This is a genomic window from uncultured Microbacterium sp., assembly GCF_937927635.1.
Taxonomy (GTDB): Bacteria; Actinomycetota; Actinomycetes; order Actinomycetales; family Microbacteriaceae; genus Microbacterium.
In genome coordinates, this window is record NZ_CALBRW010000018.1 from 193,155 (window position 1) to 214,926 (window position 21,772).

The 21,772-nt window shown below is 69.9% G+C and carries 22 protein-coding genes and 1 other RNA gene; 7 read left to right on the forward strand and 16 right to left on the reverse strand.

Going from position 1 to position 21,772, the window contains the following annotated elements; translation table 11 throughout:
• Nucleotides 1–16 precede the first annotated feature (16 nt).
• The 10 genes from Q0568_RS09350 to Q0568_RS09395 all read right to left on the reverse strand — a co-directional run bounded on the left by Q0568_RS09350 (nt 17) and on the right by Q0568_RS09395 (nt 12,436).
• The gene (locus Q0568_RS09350; RefSeq protein WP_298865693.1) at nt 17–1,240 is read right to left on the reverse strand and encodes an acetate kinase; all 1,224 of its coding nucleotides are present in this window, start codon (nt 1,238–1,240) and stop codon (nt 17–19) included.
• Nucleotides 1,237–3,342: a phosphate acetyltransferase gene (gene pta, locus Q0568_RS09355; protein ID WP_298865695.1), complete on the reverse strand. Its 2,106-nt coding sequence runs from the start codon at nt 3,340–3,342 to the stop codon at nt 1,237–1,239. Before pta ends, Q0568_RS09350 begins: the two co-directional genes overlap by 4 nt.
• A 52-nt stretch (nt 3,343–3,394) precedes the next feature.
• Complete coding sequence (gene moaA / locus Q0568_RS09360) at nt 3,395–4,417, reverse strand: GTP 3',8-cyclase MoaA (RefSeq protein WP_366941392.1); 1,023 nt, start codon at nt 4,415–4,417, stop codon at nt 3,395–3,397.
• 110 nt (nt 4,418–4,527) lie between these two features.
• Nucleotides 4,528–5,862, reverse strand: a complete 1,335-nt coding sequence (locus Q0568_RS09365; protein ID WP_298865698.1) for an OFA family MFS transporter — start codon at nt 5,860–5,862, stop codon at nt 4,528–4,530.
• 91 nt (nt 5,863–5,953) lie between these two features.
• Nucleotides 5,954–8,266 carry an FdhF/YdeP family oxidoreductase gene (locus Q0568_RS09370; protein ID WP_298865700.1) on the reverse strand — a complete coding sequence of 771 codons (2,313 nt, stop codon included), beginning with the start codon at nt 8,264–8,266 and terminating at the stop codon, nt 5,954–5,956.
• A gap of 120 nt (nt 8,267–8,386) precedes the next feature.
• Nucleotides 8,387–9,301 carry a formate dehydrogenase accessory sulfurtransferase FdhD gene (fdhD, locus tag Q0568_RS09375; RefSeq protein ID WP_298865702.1) on the reverse strand — a complete coding sequence of 305 codons (915 nt, stop codon included), beginning with the start codon at nt 9,299–9,301 and terminating at the stop codon, nt 8,387–8,389.
• A 190-nt stretch (nt 9,302–9,491) separates the two neighbouring features.
• Complete coding sequence (locus tag Q0568_RS09380; protein ID WP_298865704.1) at nt 9,492–10,373, reverse strand: ATP-binding cassette domain-containing protein; 882 nt, start codon at nt 10,371–10,373, stop codon at nt 9,492–9,494.
• Nucleotides 10,370–11,185, reverse strand: a complete 816-nt coding sequence (gene modB, locus Q0568_RS09385; RefSeq protein WP_298865706.1) for a molybdate ABC transporter permease subunit — start codon at nt 11,183–11,185, stop codon at nt 10,370–10,372. Before modB ends, Q0568_RS09380 begins: the two co-directional genes overlap by 4 nt.
• Nucleotides 11,182–11,997, reverse strand: a complete 816-nt coding sequence (gene modA / locus Q0568_RS09390; RefSeq protein ID WP_298865709.1) for a molybdate ABC transporter substrate-binding protein — start codon at nt 11,995–11,997, stop codon at nt 11,182–11,184. Before modA ends, modB begins: the two co-directional genes overlap by 4 nt.
• 46 nt (nt 11,998–12,043) lie before the next feature.
• The gene (locus tag Q0568_RS09395; RefSeq protein ID WP_298865711.1) at nt 12,044–12,436 is read right to left on the reverse strand and encodes a TOBE domain-containing protein; all 393 of its coding nucleotides are present in this window, start codon (nt 12,434–12,436) and stop codon (nt 12,044–12,046) included.
• A gap of 95 nt (nt 12,437–12,531) precedes the next feature.
• On the opposite strand from Q0568_RS09395, the gene Q0568_RS09400 reads away from it, so the two are divergent.
• Genes Q0568_RS09400 through Q0568_RS09425 form a run of 6 tightly spaced genes read left to right on the forward strand, consistent with a single transcriptional unit; the run spans nt 12,532 to nt 16,605 of the window.
• Nucleotides 12,532–13,611 carry a ThiF family adenylyltransferase gene (locus Q0568_RS09400; protein WP_298865712.1) on the forward strand — a complete coding sequence of 360 codons (1,080 nt, stop codon included), beginning with the start codon at nt 12,532–12,534 and terminating at the stop codon, nt 13,609–13,611.
• The gene (gene glp, locus Q0568_RS09405) at nt 13,608–14,810 is read left to right on the forward strand and encodes a gephyrin-like molybdotransferase Glp (RefSeq protein ID WP_298865713.1); all 1,203 of its coding nucleotides are present in this window, start codon (nt 13,608–13,610) and stop codon (nt 14,808–14,810) included. The genes Q0568_RS09400 and glp overlap by 4 nt, the downstream gene beginning before the upstream one ends.
• On the forward strand, nt 14,807–15,307 hold the full coding sequence (moaC, locus tag Q0568_RS09410; RefSeq protein ID WP_298865714.1) for a cyclic pyranopterin monophosphate synthase MoaC: 501 nt from the start codon (nt 14,807–14,809) through the stop codon (nt 15,305–15,307). The genes glp and moaC overlap by 4 nt, the downstream gene beginning before the upstream one ends.
• The gene (locus Q0568_RS09415; protein WP_298865715.1) at nt 15,304–16,110 is read left to right on the forward strand and encodes an NTP transferase domain-containing protein; all 807 of its coding nucleotides are present in this window, start codon (nt 15,304–15,306) and stop codon (nt 16,108–16,110) included. Before moaC ends, Q0568_RS09415 begins: the two co-directional genes overlap by 4 nt.
• The gene (locus tag Q0568_RS09420) at nt 16,107–16,370 is read left to right on the forward strand and encodes a DUF6457 domain-containing protein (protein WP_298865716.1); all 264 of its coding nucleotides are present in this window, start codon (nt 16,107–16,109) and stop codon (nt 16,368–16,370) included. The genes Q0568_RS09415 and Q0568_RS09420 overlap by 4 nt, the downstream gene beginning before the upstream one ends.
• Before the next feature lies 1 nt (nt 16,371).
• Nucleotides 16,372–16,605, forward strand: a complete 234-nt coding sequence (locus Q0568_RS09425; protein WP_298865717.1) for a MoaD/ThiS family protein — start codon at nt 16,372–16,374, stop codon at nt 16,603–16,605.
• Nucleotides 16,606–16,631: 26 nt separating this feature from the next.
• Here Q0568_RS09425 and Q0568_RS09430 read toward each other — a convergent pair whose 3' ends face one another.
• The 6 genes from Q0568_RS09430 to ffs form a co-directional block, all read right to left on the reverse strand.
• Nucleotides 16,632–17,057, reverse strand: a complete 426-nt coding sequence (locus Q0568_RS09430) for a molybdenum cofactor biosynthesis protein MoaE (protein ID WP_298865718.1) — start codon at nt 17,055–17,057, stop codon at nt 16,632–16,634.
• Entirely contained in the window at nt 17,054–17,533 is a 480-nt protein-coding gene (locus Q0568_RS09435; protein ID WP_298865719.1) for a MogA/MoaB family molybdenum cofactor biosynthesis protein, read from the reverse strand. The genes Q0568_RS09430 and Q0568_RS09435 overlap by 4 nt, the downstream gene beginning before the upstream one ends.
• A gap of 157 nt (nt 17,534–17,690) precedes the next feature.
• Nucleotides 17,691–19,094, reverse strand: coding sequence for an HNH endonuclease signature motif containing protein (locus Q0568_RS09440; RefSeq protein WP_298865720.1), 1,404 nt, complete (start codon nt 19,092–19,094; stop codon nt 17,691–17,693).
• 160 nt (nt 19,095–19,254) lie between these two features.
• Nucleotides 19,255–19,896 carry a hypothetical protein gene (locus tag Q0568_RS09445; protein ID WP_298865721.1) on the reverse strand — a complete coding sequence of 214 codons (642 nt, stop codon included), beginning with the start codon at nt 19,894–19,896 and terminating at the stop codon, nt 19,255–19,257.
• Nucleotides 19,893–20,495, reverse strand: coding sequence for a rhomboid family intramembrane serine protease (locus tag Q0568_RS09450; RefSeq protein ID WP_298865722.1), 603 nt, complete (start codon nt 20,493–20,495; stop codon nt 19,893–19,895). Before Q0568_RS09450 ends, Q0568_RS09445 begins: the two co-directional genes overlap by 4 nt.
• A gap of 62 nt (nt 20,496–20,557) precedes the next feature.
• Nucleotides 20,558–20,654: signal recognition particle sRNA small type (gene ffs, locus Q0568_RS09455), an RNA gene on the reverse strand.
• Between the two features lie 119 nt (nt 20,655–20,773).
• Here ffs and Q0568_RS09460 point away from each other — a divergent pair.
• Nucleotides 20,774–21,769, forward strand: coding sequence for a MoxR family ATPase (locus Q0568_RS09460; RefSeq protein WP_298865723.1), 996 nt, complete (start codon nt 20,774–20,776; stop codon nt 21,767–21,769).
• Nucleotides 21,770–21,772: the final 3 nt, after the last annotated feature.

Consider the following 21,772-nt stretch of genomic DNA (forward strand, 5'->3'; position numbering starts at 1 on the left):
CGATCGTGCGAGCGGGTCAGATCGCGCTGACCGATTGGCGGGCGATCTCGAGCTCCTCATCCGTGGGGACGACCAGCACCTGCACCGCCGAGTCGTCCGCGGAGATCCGGCGGATGCCGCGTTCGCGCGACGCATTGCGCCCCGCATCCACGCGCACGCCCATGAATTCCAGCGTCGCGAGCGCATCGGCCCGCACGTCGGCGGCGTTCTCTCCGACGCCCGCGGTGAACGAGATCACGTCCACTCCGCTCAGTTGCGCGATGTACGCGCCGGCGTACGCGCGCAGCCGGTGGATGTACACGTCGTATGCCAGCGACGCCGCCGCATCCCCCTCGAGCCGGCCCGCGAGGATGTCGCGCATGTCGCTGCGCCCCGCCAGGCCCAGCAGTCCGCTGCGCTTGTTGAGCAGGGTGTCCAGCCCGTCGGCGTCGAGGCCCGCCCGTCGCACGAGGTGGATGAGGACGGCCGGGTCGATGTCACCCGTGCGGGTGCCCATCACCAGCCCCTCCAGCGGTGTGAAGCCCATCGACGTCTCCACGGATCTGCCGCCGCGCACGGCCGTCACGGATGCGCCGTTGCCGAGGTGGAACACGATCTGCCGCAGCTCGCCGATGTCGCGGCCCAGGAAGGCTGCTGCCGCACCGGCGACGTACTTGTGGCTCGTGCCGTGGAAGCCGTAGCGGCGGATGCGGTGCTCCCGCGCCACCGCCGCGTCGATCGCGTACGTGTACGCGGCCGGCTCCAGCGTCTGGTGGAAGGCCGTGTCGAAGACCGCCACGTGCGGCACATCGCGGAACACGGCTCGTGCCGCGCGGATGCCGGCGAGATTGGCCGGGTTGTGCAGCGGGGCGAGCACGATGAGATCCTCGATGTCCTCCTCCACGGCATCCGTGATCACCGTGGGCTCGAAGAACCGCGCCCCGCCGTGCACCACGCGGTGCCCGACCACCACCGGAGGATGCTCGGCGAGATCCGGTCCGTGCGCGGCGAACTGCGCGAGCATCTCGGCGAAGGCGTCGTCGTGATCGCGGATCGGGCGCTCGGCGGAGTGCTTCACATCGAGCACCGCCGGCGTCGGCGCGCCGGGCTCGGCCACGGTGCGCACCGTGTGGCCGATGATCCCGGCGCCCTGCCCGATGCGCTCGATGAGCCCGTTCGCCAACTCGAATCCGCGCTCGGGATCGATCAGGCTGTACTTCAGCGACGACGACCCACTGTTGATGACGAGCACGACGCTCATGCGGCATCCCCCTGCGCCTGGATCGCCGTGATGGCGACGGTGTTGACGATGTCGTCGACGAGCGCACCGCGGCTGAGGTCGTTGATGGGCTTGTTCAGCCCCTGCAGCACCGGCCCGATCGCCACGGCCCCGGCCGACCGCTGCACGGCCTTGTAGGTGTTGTTGCCGGTGTTCAGGTCGGGGAAGATGAACACGGTCGCTCGCCCCGCGACCTGAGACCCGGGGAGCTTGGCGGCCGCGACGGCGGCGTCGGCCGCCGCGTCGTACTGGATCGGCCCCTCCACGAGCAGCGCGGGCATGCGCTCGCGCACCAGGGCCGTCGCCGCGCGCACCTTCTCGACATCGGCGCCGGACCCGGACTCCCCCGTGGAGTAGGACAGCATCGCGACGCGGGGCTCCACGCCGAACTGCGCGGCCGTCGCGGCCGACGAGATGGCGATGTCGGCCAGCTGGGCGCTGGTGGGGTCGGGGATCACGGCGCAGTCGCCGTACACCAGCACCCGATCGGCGAGCGCCATCAGGAACACGCTGGACACGACATCCACGCCGGGGCGGGTCTTGATGATCTCGAACGAGGGCCGGATGGTGTGCGCGGTGGTGTGCGCGGCACCGGAGACCATCCCGTCGGCCAGGCCCAGATGCACCATCATCGTGCCGAAGTACGACACGTCCGTGACGGTGTCGGCGGCCTGCTGCAGGGTGATGCCCTTGTGCGCGCGGATGCGCGCGTACTCGGCGGCGAACCGCGCCACCAGTTCCGGATCGGTGGGGCTGATCACCTGCGCCGCGGAGATGTCCACTCCCAGCGCGGCGGCCCGGGCGCGCACCTCGCCCTCGTCGCCGAGGATGACCAGGTCGGCCACGCCGCGGGCCAGCAAGATGCCGGCCGCGCGCAGGATGCGGTCGTCGTCGCCCTCGGGGAGCACGATGCGGCGGCGGATGCTGCGGGCGCGCTCGATGAGGCCGTACTCGAACATCAGCGGGGTCACCACCGACGACGTCGCCAGACCCATCTCGATGGTGAGCTCGGCGATGTCGACGTGCTTCTGGAACAGCGCGAGCGCCGTCTGGTACCGCTGCCCCGACTCCACGCTCACCCTGCCGCGGGTGCGCATGATGCGCGCGGCGGTGTCGTAGGTGCCCAGATCCGTGGCGATGATCGGGATGGCCAGGTCGAGTCCGTCGATCAGCTGCAGGATGGTGTCAGGCAGCGCGAACGGTCCGTTCAGCACGATGCCCGCCACATCCGGGAACGTGCCGGATGAGGTCGCCAGCAGTGTGGCCAGCAGCGTCTCGGTGCGGTCGGCGGCGATCACCACCACCGAGCCCTCGATCAGGCGCGGCAGCACGTTGACCATGGACATCCCGGCGATCACCACGCTGTACGCCTCGCGGTCCAGCAGCTCCTCGCCACCGCGCACCAGCCTGCCGTCCAAGGCGCGCAGGATGCCGCGCATCGACGGCGCCACCAGCGCCCGCTCCTCGGGGATCGCCCACACCGACGTGCGATCCGCGTCCAGTCCGTCGACGATCTCGCGCAGTTGATCGGGCTCGGCCCTGTTGACGATGATGGCGAACAGCTCCGCGCGCTCGGCGGCGAGCTCGCCGAGCGCGAGCGCCGCCAGCTGCTGGACCTGCTGCGGCGAGCGCGCGGTGGTCGTGCCGAGCTGCTCGGCGTGGTCCTGCTGATCGCGGCCGGAGATGACCAGCAGCACCGGAACACCGAGGTTCGCGGCGATCCGGGCGTTGAAGCCCAGCTCGGCGGGGCTCGCGACGTCGGTGTAGTCGCTGCCCACCACGACGACGGCATCGCACTGGGCCTCGACGGCCTTGAACCTGGCGACGATCTCGCCCAGCGCGTGCTCCGGATCCGCGCGCACGTCGTCGTAGCTCACGCCGATGCAGTCCTCGTAGTCGAGGTGCACGCCGTCGTGGGCAAGCAGCAGCTCCAGCACGTAGTCGCGCTCCTGCGTGGAGCGCGCGATGGGGCGGAACACCCCCACGCGCGGCGAGACCCGCATCAGCGCATCCAGCACCCCCAGAGCGATGGTGGACTTGCCGGTGTGCCCCTCAGCGGAGGTGATGTAGATGCTGCGTGCCACACACCCAGCCTACTGACGGGACATCGCTCGAGCTCCGGTGCGGATGCTCTGATCAGCCGCCGATGTACGACATCTCGATGCGCTCGGTGGGCGTGTTCGACGAGCGCAGCTCGGAGTAGCGGTCATCGCGCGTCTCCCAGATGCCGGCGATGGCCGCCTCGAGCTCGGCATCCGTGCATCCGCCGCGCAGCAGCGCGCGCAGGTCGTGCCCGCGGGAGGCGAACAGGCAGGTGAACAGCTTGCCGTCGGCGGAGATGCGCGCCCGCGTGCAGTTGCCGCAGAACGGCGCCGTGACGCTGGAGATGGCGCCGATCTCGCCCGAGCCGTCGAGGTAGCGCCACCGGGTCGCGGTCTCGCCGCGGTACGCGGGACGCAGCGCCTCCAGCGGGTGCACGGCGCCGATGCGCTCGATGATCTCGGCCGACGGCACGACCTGATCCAGGTTCCAGCCGTTGGTGGTGCCGACGTCCATGAACTCGATGAACCGCACCGTGGCGCCGGTGCCGCGGAAGTGCTCGGCGATGGGCAGCACGTCGTCCTCGTTGACACCGCGCTTGACGACCGTGTTGATCTTGATGGCGTCGAAGCCGACCTCTGTCGCCACCCGGATGCCGTCCAGCACGCGCTGCAGGGGGAAGTCGATGTCGTTCATGGCTCGGAATGTCGCGTCGTCGAGGGAGTCGACCGACACCGTGACGCGGTTCAGCCCGGCATCCCGCAGCGCCTGCGCCTTGTGCGCGAGAGCCGACCCGTTGGTGGTCAGCGCGATGTCGAGCTTCTCCCCCTCGGGGGTGCGCAGCTCGGCCAGCATGGCGATGAGCGTCTCGATGTCGCGGCGCAGCAGCGGCTCGCCGCCGGTCAGGCGCAGCTTGTGCACGCCGTGCGCGACGCCCGCCTTCGCGACCCGCACGATCTCCTCGAAGCTCAGCAGCAGCTGCTGCGGCATGAAGTCGTAGTCCCGGCCGAAGATCTCCTTCGGCATGCAGTACACGCACCGGAAGTTGCACCGGTCCGTGACCGAGATGCGCATGTCTCGAAGCATCCGCCCTCGCGTGTCGCGGAGTCTGGGTCCCAGCTGCACTGCCATGTCCACCACCGTAGTCGTCGTGCGGCCCGCAAGGGCCGGGTACGCACCGGGCCGGTCGTTCAGGACGACCGGCCCGGGCGCTGCTTGCCTGATTCGCGCTATTCGCCTGCGACAGCGCCTGCCGCCGTGGCGGGTCCGACGTTCGTCGTCGGATTGGCGGATGCCTTCGGCTTGGGCATCTTGGTGATCAGCGGGAAGACCAGCGACACCAGGGCGATGATGCCGATGACCGTGTAGCCCAGCGTGTAGTTCTTGACCTCGCCGTCGCCGATCAGCGCGGCGATGATCGGAGGTCCGATGATGCCGCCGAGGCTCCAGCCGATGATCATCAGGCCGTAGATGGCGCCGGCGTGCTTGACGCCGAAGAAGTCACCCGCGGTCGCCGGCATGGTGCCGAAGCCGCCGCCGTAGCAGAGGTAGATGACCGCCGCGAGGATGAAGAACAGCGCCGCGTTGCTGGCGTAGGGGATCACGAGCAGGCAGACGCCCTGCAGGCCGAGCATGAGCGCGAACGCCCACATGCGGCCCGTGAATCCCGATACCCACGCCCAGAAGATGCGGCCGCCGCCGTTGAACAGCGCCAGCACGCCGACCACCGTGGCCGCACCGGCCACGGTGTACCCGGCGATGTCCTTCGCGCTGGCCGCGGCCTGCGCGATCAGGGCGATGCCGACCGTGACGTTCAGTGTGAGGATGGCCGTCAGCAGGTACCACTGCGGGGTTCGCAGCGCCTCCTTCTCGGTGAACTGCTTGTATGCGTCCTGGGTGCGACCAGACGCGGCCGGCTTCCAGCCCGGAACGGCGTAGCCCTCCGGCGGGTTGCGGAAGAACGACGCCCCGACCACGGCCAGCACGAGGTAGCCGATGCCCAGCGGCAGGAAAGCCCGGTTGGGCTCGGTGGGAGTCATCGCGATCAGCCACTGCGCGACCGGAGCGGTCACCACAGCGCCGAAGCCGAAGCCCGCCACGGCCAGCCCGGTGATCAGGCCGCGCTTGTCGGGGAACCACTTCTGCAGCATGGCGATCGGCACGATGTACGCGTAGCCGAGGCCGAAGCCGCTGATCACGCCGTAACCCAGGACGAGCAGCCACAGCTGGCTGCTGTCGTGCGACACCGCGAACGAGGCGATGATGCAGCCCAGTCCATAGATGATGCCGCCGGTCAGCGCCACGGGGCGTGGTCCGGTGCGGTCCTGCACCTTGCCGCCGATGTAGCTGCCGATGAAGATCATGCCGATGGTCACCGTGAACGTCAGCGACGCCTCGGTCGTGGTCAGTGCCATGGCGTTCGGGTCGGCCAGGGCCTTGCCGAACACGCTCCACGCGTAGACGGCTCCGATCGCGAACTGCAGCAGCAGCGCTGCGACCACGATCCACCATCGGCCGGCGGTGGGGCTCTTCCCCGTCCCTCTGGTCGTCGCGGTTGATGACATCTTCGTACACCTCTCTCACAGACTGACTTGTGGACGCACTCCTGCCCCGCGGGGCTCGTCGGGCGGCGTCCGGGGATCTAGTGCTCGGCCCTCACCTTCCCGCCGGCACGGACGCCGGCTCCAGGCGGATCACGACGGACTTCGACGCAGGCGTGTTGCTGCCCATCGCCGTGAGTCCCAGCGGGACCAGCGGGTTGCCCTCGGGGAAGTACGTCGCCGCGCAGCCGCGGGACGTCGGGTACGACACGGCCTTGAAGGCGCGCACCACGCGGTCCACCCCGTCGGAGTACTCGCTGTGCACGTCCACGATGGCGCCGTCGGCGATGCCGAGCTCCTTCAGGTCGTCCGGGTTCACGAAGATCACCCGGCGGCTCTTCTTGATGCCGCGGTAGCGGTCATCCAGGCTGTAGATCGTCGTGTTGAACTGGTCATGCGCGCGCATCGACTGCAGCAGCAGCCGACCCTTGGGTCGCTCGATGTACTCCAGGTCGTTCACCGTGATCATGGCCTTGCCGGTCTTGGTCGGGAAGGTGCGCGAGTCGCGCGGACCGTGCGGCAGCACGAAGCCGTGGTCCTCACGCAGACGCTTGTTGAAGTCGGTGAAACCGGGGATGACGGCCTCGATGTGGTCGCGGATGGTGTCGTAGTTCTTCTCGAACCCGGCCCAGTCGATGGGACCGTCGTCGCCCCACAGCGCGCGGGCGATGCCGACGACCACGGCGACCTCGGACTTCAGCAGGCTGGAGATCGGCTTGACCTTGCCCTTGGTGGCATGGATGGCGCACACCGAGTCCTCCACCGAGAGCGACTGCTCGCCGGTGGCCTGCATGTCGATCTCCGTGCGTCCCAGCACGGGCAGGATGAGCGCCTCGTCCCCCACCGTGAGGTGGTTGCGGTTGAGCTTGGTGGACACCTGCACGTTCAGGCCCACCTTGCTGAAGCCCTCCTCGGCAGCGTGCGTGTCGGACACCGCGGAGACCATGTTGCCGCCCATGGCGACCCACACCTTGGTCTTGCCCGCCTGCATGGCCTCCACCGACTTCACGACGTCATAGCCATGATGGCGCGGCACGGTGATGCCGAACTCGTTGTCCAGGCCGGCGAGGAACTTCTCCGGCATCTGCTCCCAGATGCCCATGGTGCGGTCGCCCTGCACGTTGCTGTGTCCGCGGATCGGCGAGGCGCCGGCGCCCGGCTTGCCCATGTTGCCGCGCAGCAGCAGGAGGTTGATGACCTCCTTGATGATGCTGACGGCGTCGTGGTGCTGGGTCAGGCCCATGGCCCAGGTGATGACCACGCGCTCGGAGTGCAGGTAGCGGTCGGCGAGCTCGTCGATCTCCGCCTGCGTCAGGCCGGTGGCCTTGAGCACCATGTCGTTGTCGAGGTCCTTGAGGTGCTCGCGGAACTCCTCCAGGCCCTGGCAGTGCTCCTCGATGAACTTGTGATCCAGCACGGTGCCGGGGGCGGCGTCCTCGGCCTCGAGCACCTTCTTCGAGATGGCCTTCATCAGCCAGCCGTCGCCGCCGGCGCGGATCAGCATGTACTGGTCGGCAAGACCCGTGCCGTGCCCGATGATGCCGCGCACGCGCTGCGGGTTCTTGTAGCGGCTCAGACCCGCCTCGTGCAGCGTGTTGATGGCGACGATCTTGCCGCCGTTGTCCTTGCACTCCTCGAGCGCGGTCAGCATGCGCGGGTGGTTGGTGCCGGGGTTCTGCCCCATCACGATGATGAGGTCGGCCTTGCCGAAGTCCTGGTACGCGATGGTGTTCTTGCCGATGCCGATGACCTCGCCCATGGCCTTGCCGGTGGACTCGTGACACATGTTGGAGCAGTCCGGCAGGTTGTTGGTGCCGAGGTTGCGCGCCATCAGCTGGTAGATGAATGCGGTCTCGTTGGCCGTGCGGCCACTGGTGTAGAACGTGGCCTCGTCGGGCGAGTCCATGGCCTTCAGCCGGTCGGCGATGAGGGTGAACGCGTCATCCCACGAGATGGGCTCGTAGTGGTCCTTGCCCTTGGGCTTGTAGACCGGCTCGATGAGCCGCCCCTGCATGCCCAGCCAGTACTCCGACTTGCTGAACAGGCTGCTGATGGAGTTCTGCGCCCAGAACGAGGTGGGGATGGTGACGGGCGTCGCCTCCCACGTGACGGCCTTGGCGCCGTTCTCGCAGAACTCGAACGTCTTGCGGTGGTCCGGATCGGCCCACGCGCAGCTCATGCAGTCGAAGCCGTCCTTCTGATTCATGTCGGTCAGAAGGGTCAGAGCGCGGCCCGCGCCCATCTCCTTGATCCCGGGAATCATGGAGTGAAGCACGCCGGGAACACCTGCGGCCCAGTCCTTCGGAGGCGAGACCTCCATGTTCCTCGCGTCTTCGCTGATGTCCTCGATCGGGGCCTTCGCAGCCATCGTCACACGCTCCTTCGCCTGTTATCACATGACTACCAGTGATATACGATCCTCGCAAGGGTTGACAGGGCGCGCCGCGCCTGCGAGGGAACGCGGTTTCCCGGAGTCTGCAGAGACCGGTCACACCGGGACGAGCACGCCGTCCCGCACACGATCGGGCCTGGTGTACACATTCATGCTCCCGCCGCGCAAGAAGCCCACCAGGGTCAGTCCCATGCTCTCGGCCATCTCCACGGCCAGCGACGATGGGGCCGAGACGGCCGACAGCATCGGGATGCCGGCCATCACGGCCTTCTGCACGAGCTCGAAGCTCGCCCGTCCGGACACCTGCAGCACGGTGCCGCTCAGTGGCAGCCTGCCGTTCAGCACCGCCCAGCCCACGACCTTGTCGACCGCGTTGTGGCGCCCGACGTCCTCGCGCACCACCAGCAGCTCGCCCGTGGCCGCGTCGTACAGGCCGGCCGCGTGCAGGCCGCCGGTCTTCTCGAACGCCTCCTGTCGCGAGCGCAGCTCGTCGGGCAGCGCGGCGAGGATCGCGGCATCCACCTCCAGCTCATCCCCCGACACGTCGAACGCGGAGGTCGTCGCGACCTGCTCGATGGAGGCCGAACCGCACACCCCGCAGGCGCTGGTGGTGTACGAATGGCGGGCCCGCGCCGGGTCGGGCAGCGGAGTGCCGGGGGCGAGCGTGATGTCGAGCACGTTGTAGGTGTTCCCGCCGTCCGCGGCGGAGGCGCCCAGCGCATAGACGCCGGGGTTGGCCGCTGCGCCGCCGGTGCCCGGTCCGCCGCAGTGGATGGCCGAGGCGAACTGGTCGTGGTGAGTGATCACGCCCTCCGAGACCAGGAACCCGGCCGCCAGCTCGACATCGTGCCCAGGGGTGCGCATCGTGACGGTGAGGGGGGCGCCGGAGACGCGGATCTCCAGCGGCTCCTCGACAGCGAGGTTGTCCATCCGACGCACGGCTGCGCCTTCGGCATCCGCTCTCGGCACGGTGATGTGAACGACCTTCTTGCGGGTGGTGATCCTGCCCATCGCGTCCTCCCGGAGTGTGCGTCTTCGCCTCTGTCACGGTCTGGCTGCCACCGTACTCCCCTGCAGAGCCGCGAGGGCCGGTACGGATGTCGGCCCGGTTCACGGATGTCGGCTCAGATCCGGCATCCGCGCCGACATCCGTACTCTCGACCGACATCCGTGCCCGGGCGAGTGACAGGGCGAGGGCCGGTCAGGCGGAGGGCGGACGGATGCTGATGATCGAGCCGGGCACGAGCGGCGCGTCTGCCGGGAACGGCAGCTCCAGGAGTGCGCCGTCGGACGTGCGGACGCGGGCGAGGATGCCCGCGGCATCCGTCTCGACGCTCTCGACGACCGCCTGCCATCCCGCACGCGTGCCCGCGACAGCGGCGATGAACGGCGTCGCGGACCGCGCGAGCACGTCGTCCGGCGCGCCGTCTGCGGTGATCCGCCCGGCCTCCAGCACGACCAGCCGGTCGGCCAGTGCGACCGCGTCGGTGGCATCGTGCGTCGCCAGCACCGCCGTCGTGCCGGTCTCGGCCAGCTCTTCGCGCAGCAGCGAGCGGATGCCGTCGGCCGTGGCAGGATCCAGGGAGGTCAGCGGCTCGTCCAGCAGCAGCACGCGCGGAGAGGTGGCGAGGGCCCTGGCCAGCGCGACCCGCTGCTGCTGCCCGCCGGAGAGCCGGGCGGGCCGGCGATCACCGAGGTCCGGCAGCCCGACGCGCTCGAGCCAGGCATCCGCCGACGCCCGGGCCGCCCGCCGTGACACGCGGCGAGCGCGCAGGCCGAACGCGACGTTCTCGCGGGCGCTCAGGTGCGGGAACAGACGCGCCTGCTGGCCGAGCAGGATCACGCCGCGCTCCCGAGGCGGCACGTCCTCGCCGGCGGCATCCTGCACCACTCTTCCGTCCAGCGCCACCGAGCCGGCGGTCAGGGGCACGAACCCGGCGACCGCCCCCAGCAGCGTCGACTTGCCCGCACCGGAGGGCCCCATCACCGCCACGATCTCTCCCGGAGCGGCCTGCAACCGGGCGTCCAGGGTGAACGGCGCGCGCTGCACCTGCACCGCGGCATCCAGCCCGACCCCGGTCATCGCAGCTCCTCCGCGACCGCTGCACCCTGGCCGGGCCGCCAGCCGCGCACCAGCAGCAGCACGAGCACCGAGGTGACCAGCAGCATCAGAGACAGCGCGATGGCGCTGCCCTGGCTGACGCCCGCGCCGTTGAACGCCGTGTAGATCGCCAGCGGCATGGTCTGCGTCACACCGGGCGCGTTGCCTGCGAACAGCGCCGTCGCGCCGAACTCCCCCGCGGCGCGCGCGAAGCACAGCACGGTGCCGGAGAGCAGACCGGGACCGGCCAGGGGCAGCGTGACCCGCCACAGGATGGTCCAGCGTCCGGCCCCCAGACCGGCCGCCGCGCGCTCGTACTCCAGCCCCGACGTGCGGACGGCACCCTCAAGCGCCAGCACGAGAAACGGGAGGGCGACGAACACCTGAGCGAGCACGACGGCCGGAGTCGTGAACGGCACCTGCCAGCCCGTCCAGCCCAGCCACCCGGTGCGGCCGAACAGGAACAGCAGCGACAGGCCGCCGACCATCGGCGGCAGCACCAGCGGAACCGTGACGACGGCCCGCAGGACGGATGCCGTGCGGGGCGTCGCGCGGGCGATGCTCAGTGCCAGCGGGATGCCGATGAGCAGGCAGATCGCGGTGGCGATCAGCCCGGTGACCAGTGAGAGACGCAGGGCGTTCAGTGCCTCGGCCGAGGTGACGTCCTGCCACAGGGTTGCCCACTGCACGCGGCCGACCAGGGCCGCCAGCGGCAGCACGAGGAAGGCGATCCCCAGCACTGCGGGGATCGCCAGCACTCGCGGTGCGTAGCCGCGGCGGCCGGGACGGGTCACGGCTTGTCGAACCCGAACGACGCGAGGATCTTCTGCCCGTCGGCGCCGGTGATGAAGGCCACGAACGCCTTGGCCGCGGTGGCGTTGGGAGCATCCTTCAGCGCGACGATCGGGTAGGAGTTGACGACCTGGTCGGCGCCGTCGGGCGTGAACGAGGTGACTTCGCCGCTGGCGGTGGCCGCATCGGTCTTGTACACCAGGCCGGCGTCGGCCTCGCCGGTGCGCACCTTGGTGAGCACGGCCGTCACGTTCTGCTCTTGGCTGACCGGGGTGACTTTCACGTCCTGCGCGGTCAGCAGCTTCTGGGATGCCGCTCCGCACGGCACCTCCGGTTCGCACAGCACGACCTTGGCGCTGGACTTGGCGAGATCGGCCAGCGTGGTGATGCCGGCCGGGTTGTCCTTCGGCGTGACGACCACCAGCGTGTTACGGGCGAAGATCGTCGGGTCGGCTGCCAGGCCGGGATCGGTGACCTTGGCCATGTCGGCCTCGTCGGCCGAGGCGAACACGTCCACCTTCGCGCCGCCGTTGATCTGCGTGGCCAGGGTGCTGGAGCCGTCGTACGTCACCACGACGTGCACCCCGGGATACAGCTGCTCGAACTTCGTGACCGACTCGTCGAACGCGCCCTTCAGCGACGCGGCGGCGGACACCGTCAGATCGCCGGTGAGCACCTGCTCGGCCGACGACGAGCTCGGCTCGTCCTTGGGCGCGGAGGACCCGTCGGCGGATCCACTGGGGCCGGCCGAGCAGCCGGCCAGCAGCAGGACGAGAGCCGTGGCGGCTGAGGCGATGATCGGGATGCGGCGCATGGTGGTTCCTCCTGGTGCTGGGTTCTGCTGTGCGGTGCTGTCGCGATCAGCGCGGGGTCTCGACGATGACGGTGGTGGCCTTCACGACGGCGACGGCCAGCGACCCGACCTCCAGGCCCAGATCGCGCACGGCCTCCGCGGTCATGAGTGAGACGAAGCGGTGCGGGCCGGCCTGGATCTCCACCTGCGCGGCGACGGCGTCCATCACGACCCCGGTGACCAGTCCGGTGAAGCGGTTGCGGGCGCTGGAGCGCACGCCGGTGGGATCCCCTGCCGACTTGGCCAGCGTCACGGCGTGCGCGGCCAGCGCGTCACCGGGGATCTCCGCAGGGCTCGCGTCGGTGACGGGAAGCACCCCCTGATCGATCCAGCGGCGGACCGTGTCATCGCTGACGCCGAGCAGGTCAGCGGCCTGCGCGATCTTGTAGCTTGCGACCATGACGGCAGGCTATCACCGCATCTGCGGATCAAGTACACCTATATATACGTATCTGCGGAGACGCCGGGACGCAGGCGAAGGGCTAGCCTGTGGGTATGCCCTTGCCACCACTGGTCGAGCCCATCGATGCGCTCACTCCCCGGGAACAGCTGCGCACGGCGCGGCATCAGCGTCTGACCGGCCTCGGATCCGAAGGACAGCGACGCATCGCCGCCGCGACCGTCGGCGTGGTGGGCGCCGGTGGACTGGGCGCGCCGGTCGTGCTGGCGCTGGCCGCAGCCGGCATCGGTGAGATCGTCATCTTCGACGACGACGACATCGAGCTGTCCAACCTGCAGCGTCAGGTGATCCACCGCCTGCAGGATGTGGGGCGACCCAAGACCGACAGCGTGGTGCGGGTGGCCGCCGACATGTCCGAGACCCGGGTGCGGGTGGTGAGCACGCGGCTCACGCACGAGAACGCGGCCGAGCTCATCACGGGTGTCGACCTGGTGCTCGACGGCACGGACTCCTTCGACAGCCGCGAGATCGTCGCCGCCGCGTGCGAGCGGCTGTCGCTGCCGCTGGTGTGGGGCACGGTGCAGGAGTTCGCGGGACTGGTCACGGTGTTCTGGTCGGCGCCTCCCGAGGGAGCGGATGCCGTGCGCCTGCACGACCTGTACCCGCCGGGCAGCGAAGCGCCGGCGTGCTCGGCCGTGGGCGTGTTCGGACCGCTGTGCATCCAGGCGGGCTCGATGATGGCATCCGAGGCGCTGAAGCTGATCATGGGCATCGGAAAGCCGCTGCTGGGCCGCATCGCGATGATCGACGCGCTGGCGGGCACCGTGCGCGAGGCGCCGCTACGGGCGGCGCGCGCCACGGCATCCGCCCGACCCGCCGCTCCTGAGGTGGGTGAAGTCGACGAGCCCGGCGCAGGCGCGGTCATCATCGACGTCCGGGAGGCCGACGAGGTGGCCACCGGCATGATCGCAGGCGCCGACCATCTTCCGCTGCGGGAGCTGCTGGACTCGCTCGACGAGATGGTCGGCGACCTGAAGGGCAGCGACGTCGTGGTGGTGTGCCAGGTGGGCACTCGCGCGCGGCGCGCGGCGCAGGCGCTGGTCGGCAGGGGCGTGAACGCGGTCGTGCTGCGCGGCGGCATGGACGAGTACAACAGCAGGAGGCATGCGGCATGATCACCGTGGAACAGCATCGGCAGCGGATCCTCGCGGCGGTGCGGCCGCTGGAGGCGTCGCGGATGCCGCTCGGCGCGGCGCTCGGCCGCATCCTGCGCGAACCCGTGCTCTCGGCGGTGGATCTGCCGCTGTTCGACAACTCCGCCATGGACGGGTTCGCGGTGCACTTCGACGATGTGGCTCAGGCCTCGGCCTCTTCTCCCGTGTCGCTGGAGGTGGTCGCCGACATGCCCGCCGGCAGCTCGGCGGACCCGTCGTTCGGCCCGGGCCAGGCGGTGCGGATCATGACCGGTGCGGCGATGCCCTCGGATGCCGACGCCGTGGTCCCCTTCGAGGACACCGAGGGGGGCCTGGCGGATTCCATGGGCAGTATCCGGATCCTCGCCGCACCTCGTTCCCGTGGACAGCACATCCGTCCACAGGGCGAGGAGTGCCGCGCGGGCGATGAGATCCTCCCGGCCGGAACCGAGATGGGCGGCCGGCAGCTGGCGGCCGCCGCGGCTGCCGGCGTGCAGGAGGTCGTGGTCTCGCGCGCGCCACGGGTGGCCGTGATCTCCACCGGCGACGAACTGCGTCAGCCGGGCGAGGAGCTTTCGCGGGGGCAGATCCCCGAGTCCAACAGCACGCTGCTGGAGGGGCTGTGCCGCGAGAACGGCGCCGAGGTCGTGCTGCGCACCTCGGTCACAGATGACGGCGACGGCCTGCGCGCGGCGCTGGCGGATGCCACGGCCCTCGGCGCCGACGTGGTGATCACGTCCGGCGGCGTCAGCGAGGGCGCGTACGAGGTCGTCAAGCAGGTGGCGCGGATGCAGTTCGACAAGGTCGCCATGCAACCCGGCAAGCCGCAGGGCTTCGGCTCCGACGGCTCCGGGCCGCTGCTGTTCGGGCTGCCAGGCAACCCGGTGAGCGTGGCGGTGTCGTTCGAGGTGTTCGTGCGACCGGCGCTGCGTGCCATGCAGGGCGCCGCCGACCTGGACCGGCTCGTCGTGCGACTGCCCGTGGTCGAGGCGTGGCGTACGCCCGCCGAGCGGCAGCAGTACCGGCCGGTACTGGTCACCCCTGCCGGGGTGCAGCCGGCGTCTTCGGGCGGATCGCACCTGGCCGCGAGCCTGGGGCGAGCCGAGGCGTACGCGGTCGTGCCCGCCGACGTGGACCATGTCCAGGTGGGCGACCTCGTCGATGTCATGCTGGTGCCATGAGCTTCACGAACCTGGACTTCACGCATCTGGACGGGGCGGGTCACGCCCGCATGGTCGATGTCACCGAGAAGCAGCCGACGGTGCGCTCCGCCACGGCGCGCGGATTCGTGCACTGCGCCCCGCACGTGGTGGCGGCGCTGCGCGATGACACGGTTCCGAAGGGCGATGTGCTGGCGGTGGCTCGGATCGCCGGCATCGCGGGCGCTAAGCGCACCCCCGAGCTGCTGCCGCTCGCGCACGTGATCGGCGTGCACGGCGCCTCGGTCGATCTGCAGATCACGGACGAGGGCGTCGAGTTGGAGGCCACCGTGCGCACCGCCGACCGCACGGGCGTGGAGATGGAGGCGCTGACGGCCGTGTCGATCGCAGCTCTCACCGTGATCGACATGGTCAAGGGGCTGGACAAGGCCACCTCGATCGCCGACGTGCGGATCGTCGCGAAAACCGGCGGCAAGTCCGGCGACTGGCACCGGCCCGACGAGCCCGCGCGGCCATGACTGTGCAGGCGATCCTGCTGGCCGGAGGCCGCGCGTCGCGGATGGGCGGGATCGACAAGCCCGGTCTGCTGGTCGACGGCGTGAGCATGCGGGACCGTGCCATTGCGGCGGTGGCTGCGGTGGGCGCTTCGCCCGTGGTCATCGTGGGGCCGGAGCCGGATTCCCGATCGGATGCGGTGCTGCTGCAGCACGACGGCGCCCCGCCTGTCGACGCGGCGCTGCCGCCGACGGGTCACGGGCCAGATGAATCCGCAACAGCACGTGCCGCGTCCGGATCCCAGGCGCCCGCGAATGCGAGTTCCGCATCGTCGGCATCCGCAGCGGGCGCATCCGTCGCGGCGGCTGCAGGAGCATCCGCTCTTGACTCGCCCGCCGCCAGCGCGCCCGGCTCGGTGCGCTGGGTGCGGGAGGATCCGCCGTTCTCCGGTCCCGCCGCCGCTGTTGTGACCGCGCTGGCCGCGATCGGGTCGGATGCCGCGAACTGGACGCTGCTGCTGGCCTGCGACCTGCCGCGGCCGGAGGCCGCCGTGCAGCTGCTGGCCGACAGCATCCGCTCTCTGGAGTCGGAGTCGGACGGCGTCTGCCTGGCCGACGAGGACGGGCGGATGCAGTGGCTGACCGGCGCCTACCGAACCACCGCCCTCGCGCGCGCGGCGACGGCTCTGCAGGACGGCGGACGCGACCAGCCTGTGCGCGCGCTGGTGGCGGGACTGTCGGTCGACGTGTTGGCGGATCACGAGGCCAGCGCCCGCGACGTGGATACGTGGGAGGATTACGAAGAGTTGACGAAGGAGCATCCATGAGCGAGAACCATCTGCCGCCCGAGGCCCTGGACAAGTGGGCCGACGCCCTCCGCGAGCACTTCGAGCTGAGCGCCGAGGATGTGCCGATCTCGCTCATCCTGAACCTGGCCAAGGACGTCGCCAACGGCGTCGCCCGTCCGGCCGCTCCGTTCAGCGCGTTCGTCGCGGGACTGATGGCCGGTCGTCGCGGCGGATCGCCCGAGGACATCCGCTCGGCTGTCGCCGATGTCGCGAAGCTGGCCGGCGAGTGGCAGGGATGACATGGCACAGGTGAGGTTCTTCGCCGCGGCCGAGGAGGCCGTCGGCAGCTCGCAGCTGACCGTGGATGCGGCGACGCTCGCCGCGCTGACCGCTGCCCTGCGCGATGATCACCCCAAGCTGGCGGAGATCCTGCCGCGCTGCTCGGTACTGGTCGACGGCGCGCGCGTGGACGACTCGTGGCCGCTCGGCGGCGACGCCGTGGTCGACGTGCTGCCGCCCTTCGCCGGGGGCTGACTCCTGCTCTCGTGCGGTGCTGACGGTCAGCCGCCGAGGCCCTTCCAGACGGTCGCGCCGCCGGACTCGACCTGGCGCTTCCAGATGGGCAGGCGGTGCTTGATGGCTTCGATGAGGGTTCGAGAGACGTCGTAGGCGACGCCGCGATGGCCGGCCGCCACCGCGACGATCACCGCGGTCTCACCGACCTCGAGTCGGCCGATGCGATGGCTGGCCGCGACGATGGCGTCGGTGTCGCCGATGGCCTCGGCGCACAACTCGCGCAGCGTCTTCTCGGCATCGGGGTGAGACGTGTACTCCAACGCGACGACCGGCGTCGCGGCATCCTCGTCGTTGTCGCGCACCAGACCGACGAAGGTGATCTCGGCCCCCATGCGCGGGTCCACGACGGCGGCGCGGTGCGCGTCGACGTCCAGCGGCTCGGTGCTGATCTGCGCGAGGCGGATGTTCATCGGTGGTCCTCTCCTTCGAGCTGTCCGAGGGTGTGCTTCGCGATCTCGAGCACGAGTCGGATGCCGTCGGTGACGGCGGCCGTCGAACCGGGCAGGTTCACGATCAGGGCGTCCCCGACGACGCCTGCGAGTCCGCGGGAGAGCAGGGCGGCGGGCTTCTGGGCGGCGCCCCGACGACGCAGCTCTTCGGCGATGCCGGGGATCTCGCGCTCCAGCACGCGAGTCGTCCCCTCGGGGGTGCGGTCTCTCGGGCCGATGCCGGTTCCACCGGTGGTGACGATCAGGCGGATGCCGCGCTGCAGCGTCGCCTGGAGGATGCGTTCCACCTCATCGGCACCGTCGGGCACGATGATCGCGTCGCCGACGTCGAAGCCCGCCTCGCGCAGCGCCGCGACGGCGATGGGCCCGGACGCATCGGCCCGCTCACCGCGAGACGAGCGGTCGGAAACGGTGATGACGGCGGCGGCCAGCGACATGCCTTCAGCCTAGCGAGCAGTGGGAGGGGTGGCCCGCGCCGACGACGCTTCGATAACGTCAGCGAGCCCGTGAGCAACCTGAAGGACGGCACTCCGACGGGCTCAGCGGGCGGGGCGAGACGGCCCGGGCCCCGTGAGCCCCGCGGCGCGCCGTCGCTCAGGCGGCGATGTCGTAGCGGGCGCGTCCGCCGAGTTGTGGGGTGCGGGCGGGGTCGACGTGGGCAGGTGGGATGAACCAGACTCGAGCGTGGATGTTGACGCCCGTCCCGCGCCGGGTCGTGGTGGTGCCGACGCTCGTGCCGGGTGGGTCATCGATGCGGATGTCCCAGCCGTTGTCGTGGATGCGGTGATGGCAGGACTCGCACAGCAGGACACCGTTGGACAGGTCCGTCGGTCCGGCGTCGCGTTTCCACCAGGCCAGGTGGTGGGCTTTGGTCATCCCGGGTGGGAGTCCGCATCTCGCGCAGCCGCCGTCACGCTCTGCGAGGGCGAGCTTCTGCGCCGGAGTGAAAAGCCGCCGCTCCCGTCCCCAGTCCAGGATCTCCCCGGAACCGTCGAGGACGCAGGGGATCACTCCGCCGGATGCGGCCATCCGCCGCACCGCGGCCACGCTGACCGGCTGATCGATCCCGTCGATCGTGCCGTGCCCAGTACCCGCTTCGAGGTCGTCGAGGCCGATCCGAACGATCACAGTGGCTCCGGCTACAGGAACCGAGGCGCCGCAGTCGAGCACGTGCTCGCAGAACAGCATGAGTCCGTCAGCGCGCATCATCGCGACCGTCCGACGATCCTCGTCCGCCCCACCGGCACCGGCACCAGCACCAGCACCTTCCTCGTCTTTGCGGGCCTGGAACTGCGCCGTCACGTACCCATCGAGGGCTGCGCGGATCGGGGCACCCTCCTCGACCGGAGTGACAAGGTACAGGTGGAAGTTCCCGTCCTTCTCGAAATAGGTCAGCGAGCGCGCGGCACGACGCTCCTCTTCTCGAGCTTCGAGCCGGTCCTCTTCCAGGAGCATCTCGGCGCGCTTGACCAGTCGACGCACATCATCCAGCGACAGCCCGACCGCGCGCTCCACCAGCCGCGCCTCAACATCGGCGACCTCATCGGCGTCGCGTCCGACGCGGACCCGGTCCAGGAGCTCCACGATCACCGCAGACGCGGCAGCGCCCAGCATCCCCTCCGACAGAGCTGAATCCACGCCCGGGTACTTCGGCGGCATCCGATCCCCCACCAGGTCAGCCCGTGGCGCGACCGCCTCCCCGACCTTCACCAGCCGGCCGGCATCCCCCGTCGAGACTCCGGTGGTCGCCGCGATCAACGCTGCAGGGATTCTGAAACCCGCCTGCTTCGCCAGCGACTCTGCGCCCAGCTCGGGGCGCGACTCATGCGCGATCCCCGCCGCCACCCGCGCCTGCAGAGCGTCCAGTGCTCGCCGCGCGGACCCGATCGCCGCGTTCACCGACAACAGCTCGGACCGGCCCAGTCCTTGGTCAGCATCCACCCACGCCGCATCGATGACCGACACGGCCTCGTGCAGATTCTCCAGGGGAGCTGACATGCCTCCAGCCTACGAACGCCCCACTAATAAGTCAAGCTTTTCTTCTAATATTCCTTCCTTGTATTGCATTAATCTTCGAACAAATCTTCCCTATCAGTATGCACCGACACTCGACCCTTCGACGGGCTCAGGGACCCAGCAGCCGAACCACGGACCAGGCTCAAGCCCTACCGCCGCACTCCCCCGACAGTGCATCGACCACGTCCTCGGCATCCCCCTGGAACCTCGCGTAGTGCTCCTGATCCGCGTTGACCTGCACCCGGTGGATCGCGTGCGACGCCGGCATCCCCTGCCAGTCCGGAAGCTTCTTCAGCCGTGCGTAGAACTTTCCAGCCGCAACGGCAGGATCCATCCTCTCGGCGACGCTCCCCCACCACTTCTGCTGCTGGAACAGCCCCACACTCGTCGTGCGGCTGCCGTCGGGATTCGTCACTCCCGATGTCTCCCAGTCGCCGTAGTCGATGTTGTGCAGCGAGCTCTCACCCATCGCGGCCATCACGCCCAGGATCTGCCCATCGCGCTCGAATCCCATGCCCTGCGCGGTGCGCACGATGATCGCCGCGTTCTCGAGCTGGTCGCCGCTCCAGCCGTCAACGCCCTGCGCAGGGAACGTCGACGGCTCCGTCACGCAGTACGTCTCGGACGGCGACTGTCGAGTCAGCATCCCGATCCCCACCAGCAGAGCGGATGCCGCGAGCGCCACCGACACCGTGATCGCGGCGATTCGCAGCATCCGCTTCCACTCCCGCCTCCGGCGCGCGCGACGGCGCAGGATGGTCGCCCTCGAGCGGCGGACGCTCACTCCTGAGGCTCCCTCCGCCTGCCGATGAACGCGACGAGCCCGCCGCCGATCGCGCCGAACAGATGCGCCTGCCACGAGACGCCGGGGCCTGCTCCGAAGATCCCGCCCAGCACGGTGGTGCCGTAGAGCACGATGACGATCAGTGCGATCCCGGCATACGCCAGCCGATGCGCGATCCGCCCTGGTGCGATCACGCGCAGCACGACGTAGCCGAAGTATCCGAACACCAGCACGGATGCGCCCACGGTGAGCGTGCCCGGCGCATTCAGCAGCCACGTTCCGGCCCCGCCGACCAGCGCGACCACACCGGTGACCGCCCAGAACCGCCCAGCCCCCTCCACAGCCACCAGGCATCCGAGGATGAGGAACGGCACGGAGTTGCCGATCAGATGCGCCCAGTTCGCGTGCAGCAGCGGTCCGAGCACGAGGCCCTGCAGACTGCCGAGGTCCCACGAGCGCAGCCCCCAGCCGACGAACGTCCCGGGCAGCACGGCATCCGCGAACTGGATCGCCCACATCAGCGCCAGCAGCCCGACCGGCGCGAGAAAGCGCGACCCCTTCGACGAGGAGCGCGGAGCCGGAAGAGCGGATGCTGTCACACGACGATCCTCGCAGGTGTTCCGGTGAGCAGTCCGAGCGCGACCCGATGCCCCGGGGCAAGAAAAAAGACCCTCCGCGCACCCAGCAGAGCCCGGTTACCCTTGCTGCGTTTCCGCCCTGGGGGAATTGGCCTGGATGCCGTCACGCGGAGAGCCGTCCACGAGTCTACCCGACGCGGAGGCAGCCTCTCGACAGGCTCAGGCACCCACCGGCAACCCCTGGTTCACCCAGCCGAGATACGATCGGAGTTCGCACCGTTGCGAAGGGAAGCCACCGCATGCCAGAGCAGTTGACCGAGCCGAGCACCGCCCAGATCACCGCCGAGGTCTTCGCCGAGCAGACCTCGCGGATCATCGCCTCCGTCTCCTCGGTCATCGACGGAAAGCCCGAGGCCGTGCGCAGCGCGCTGACCTGCCTGTTCGCCGAGGGGCACCTTCTCATCGAAGACGTTCCCGGTGTCGGCAAGACGATGCTCGCCCGGGCTCTGGCAGCCAGCGTGGACGCCACCGTCCGCCGCATCCAGTTCACGCCCGACCTGCTGCCGGGCGACGTCACCGGCGTGGCCGTGTACGACCCGGCCGACCGCGAGTTCGAGTTCAAGCGCGGCGCCGTGTTCGCCAACATCGTCATCGCCGACGAGATCAACCGCGCCTCACCCAAGACGCAGTCCGCCCTGCTCGAGGCCATGGAGGAGCAGCAGGTCACCGTCGACGGCTCCACGCACCTGCTGCCAGAGCCGTTCCTCGTCGTCGCCACGCAGAACCCGCTGGAGATGGAGGGCACCTATCCGCTCCCCGAGGCCCAGCGCGACAGATTCATGATGCGCATCTCGATGGGCTATCCGGATGCGGCGGCCGAGACGCTCATGCTGCGCCAGCGCGAGCGCTCCAACCCGCTGGCCTCGGTCGCCCCGGTGGTCGACGCCGCCGGCATCCGCTCCCTCATCGCCTGGACCCGCCGCGTGCACGTCGCGGAGTCCCTCGAGGAGTACGCCGTCGCCATCGCGCAGGCCACTCGTCAGGACCCGGGCCTGCACCTGGGCGCCAGCCCGCGCGCCACGCTGCAGCTGGTGCGCGCGGCGAAGGTGCGCGCAGCGCTCGACGGCCGCGAGTTCGTGGTGCCCGACGACATCGCCGACCTCGTCATCCCGGTGTTCGCGCATCGCCTGCTGGCCGCCCGCGGCATGCACCGCGCCGGCGCCCAGCCGGTGGAGGCCGCCCTCACGCAGATCATCTCCCGCGTGCCCGTGCCGTTCGCCGGCACCCGCCGCTGAGCA

Excerpts from the sequence above, each read along its gene's own strand:
- Q0568_RS09400 (WP_298865712.1), top strand. The coding sequence starts at position 12,532 with ATGCCCTTGCCACCACTGGTCGAGCCCATCGATGCGCTCACTCCCCGG.
- modA (WP_298865709.1), bottom strand. The coding sequence starts at position 11,997 with ATGCGCCGCATCCCGATCATCGCCTCAGCCGCCACGGCTCTCGTCCTG.
- Q0568_RS09370 (WP_298865700.1), bottom strand. The coding sequence starts at position 8,266 with ATGGCTGCGAAGGCCCCGATCGAGGACATCAGCGAAGACGCGAGGAAC.
- Q0568_RS09365 (WP_298865698.1), bottom strand. The coding sequence starts at position 5,862 with ATGTCATCAACCGCGACGACCAGAGGGACGGGGAAGAGCCCCACCGCC.
- Q0568_RS09425 (WP_298865717.1), top strand. The coding sequence starts at position 16,372 with ATGGCACAGGTGAGGTTCTTCGCCGCGGCCGAGGAGGCCGTCGGCAGC.
- Q0568_RS09460 (WP_298865723.1), top strand. The coding sequence starts at position 20,774 with ATGCCAGAGCAGTTGACCGAGCCGAGCACCGCCCAGATCACCGCCGAG.
- Q0568_RS09350 (WP_298865693.1), bottom strand. The coding sequence starts at position 1,240 with ATGAGCGTCGTGCTCGTCATCAACAGTGGGTCGTCGTCGCTGAAGTAC.
- moaC (WP_298865714.1), top strand. The coding sequence starts at position 14,807 with ATGAGCTTCACGAACCTGGACTTCACGCATCTGGACGGGGCGGGTCAC.
- fdhD (WP_298865702.1), bottom strand. The coding sequence starts at position 9,301 with ATGGGCAGGATCACCACCCGCAAGAAGGTCGTTCACATCACCGTGCCG.
- Q0568_RS09435 (WP_298865719.1), bottom strand. The coding sequence starts at position 17,533 with ATGTCGCTGGCCGCCGCCGTCATCACCGTTTCCGACCGCTCGTCTCGC.
- glp (WP_298865713.1), top strand. The coding sequence starts at position 13,608 with ATGATCACCGTGGAACAGCATCGGCAGCGGATCCTCGCGGCGGTGCGG.
- Q0568_RS09420 (WP_298865716.1), top strand. The coding sequence starts at position 16,107 with ATGAGCGAGAACCATCTGCCGCCCGAGGCCCTGGACAAGTGGGCCGAC.
- Q0568_RS09395 (WP_298865711.1), bottom strand. The coding sequence starts at position 12,436 with ATGGTCGCAAGCTACAAGATCGCGCAGGCCGCTGACCTGCTCGGCGTC.
- Q0568_RS09430 (WP_298865718.1), bottom strand. The coding sequence starts at position 17,057 with ATGAACATCCGCCTCGCGCAGATCAGCACCGAGCCGCTGGACGTCGAC.
- Q0568_RS09415 (WP_298865715.1), top strand. The coding sequence starts at position 15,304 with ATGACTGTGCAGGCGATCCTGCTGGCCGGAGGCCGCGCGTCGCGGATG.
- Q0568_RS09440 (WP_298865720.1), bottom strand. The coding sequence starts at position 19,094 with ATGTCAGCTCCCCTGGAGAATCTGCACGAGGCCGTGTCGGTCATCGAT.
- Q0568_RS09380 (WP_298865704.1), bottom strand. The coding sequence starts at position 10,373 with ATGACCGGGGTCGGGCTGGATGCCGCGGTGCAGGTGCAGCGCGCGCCG.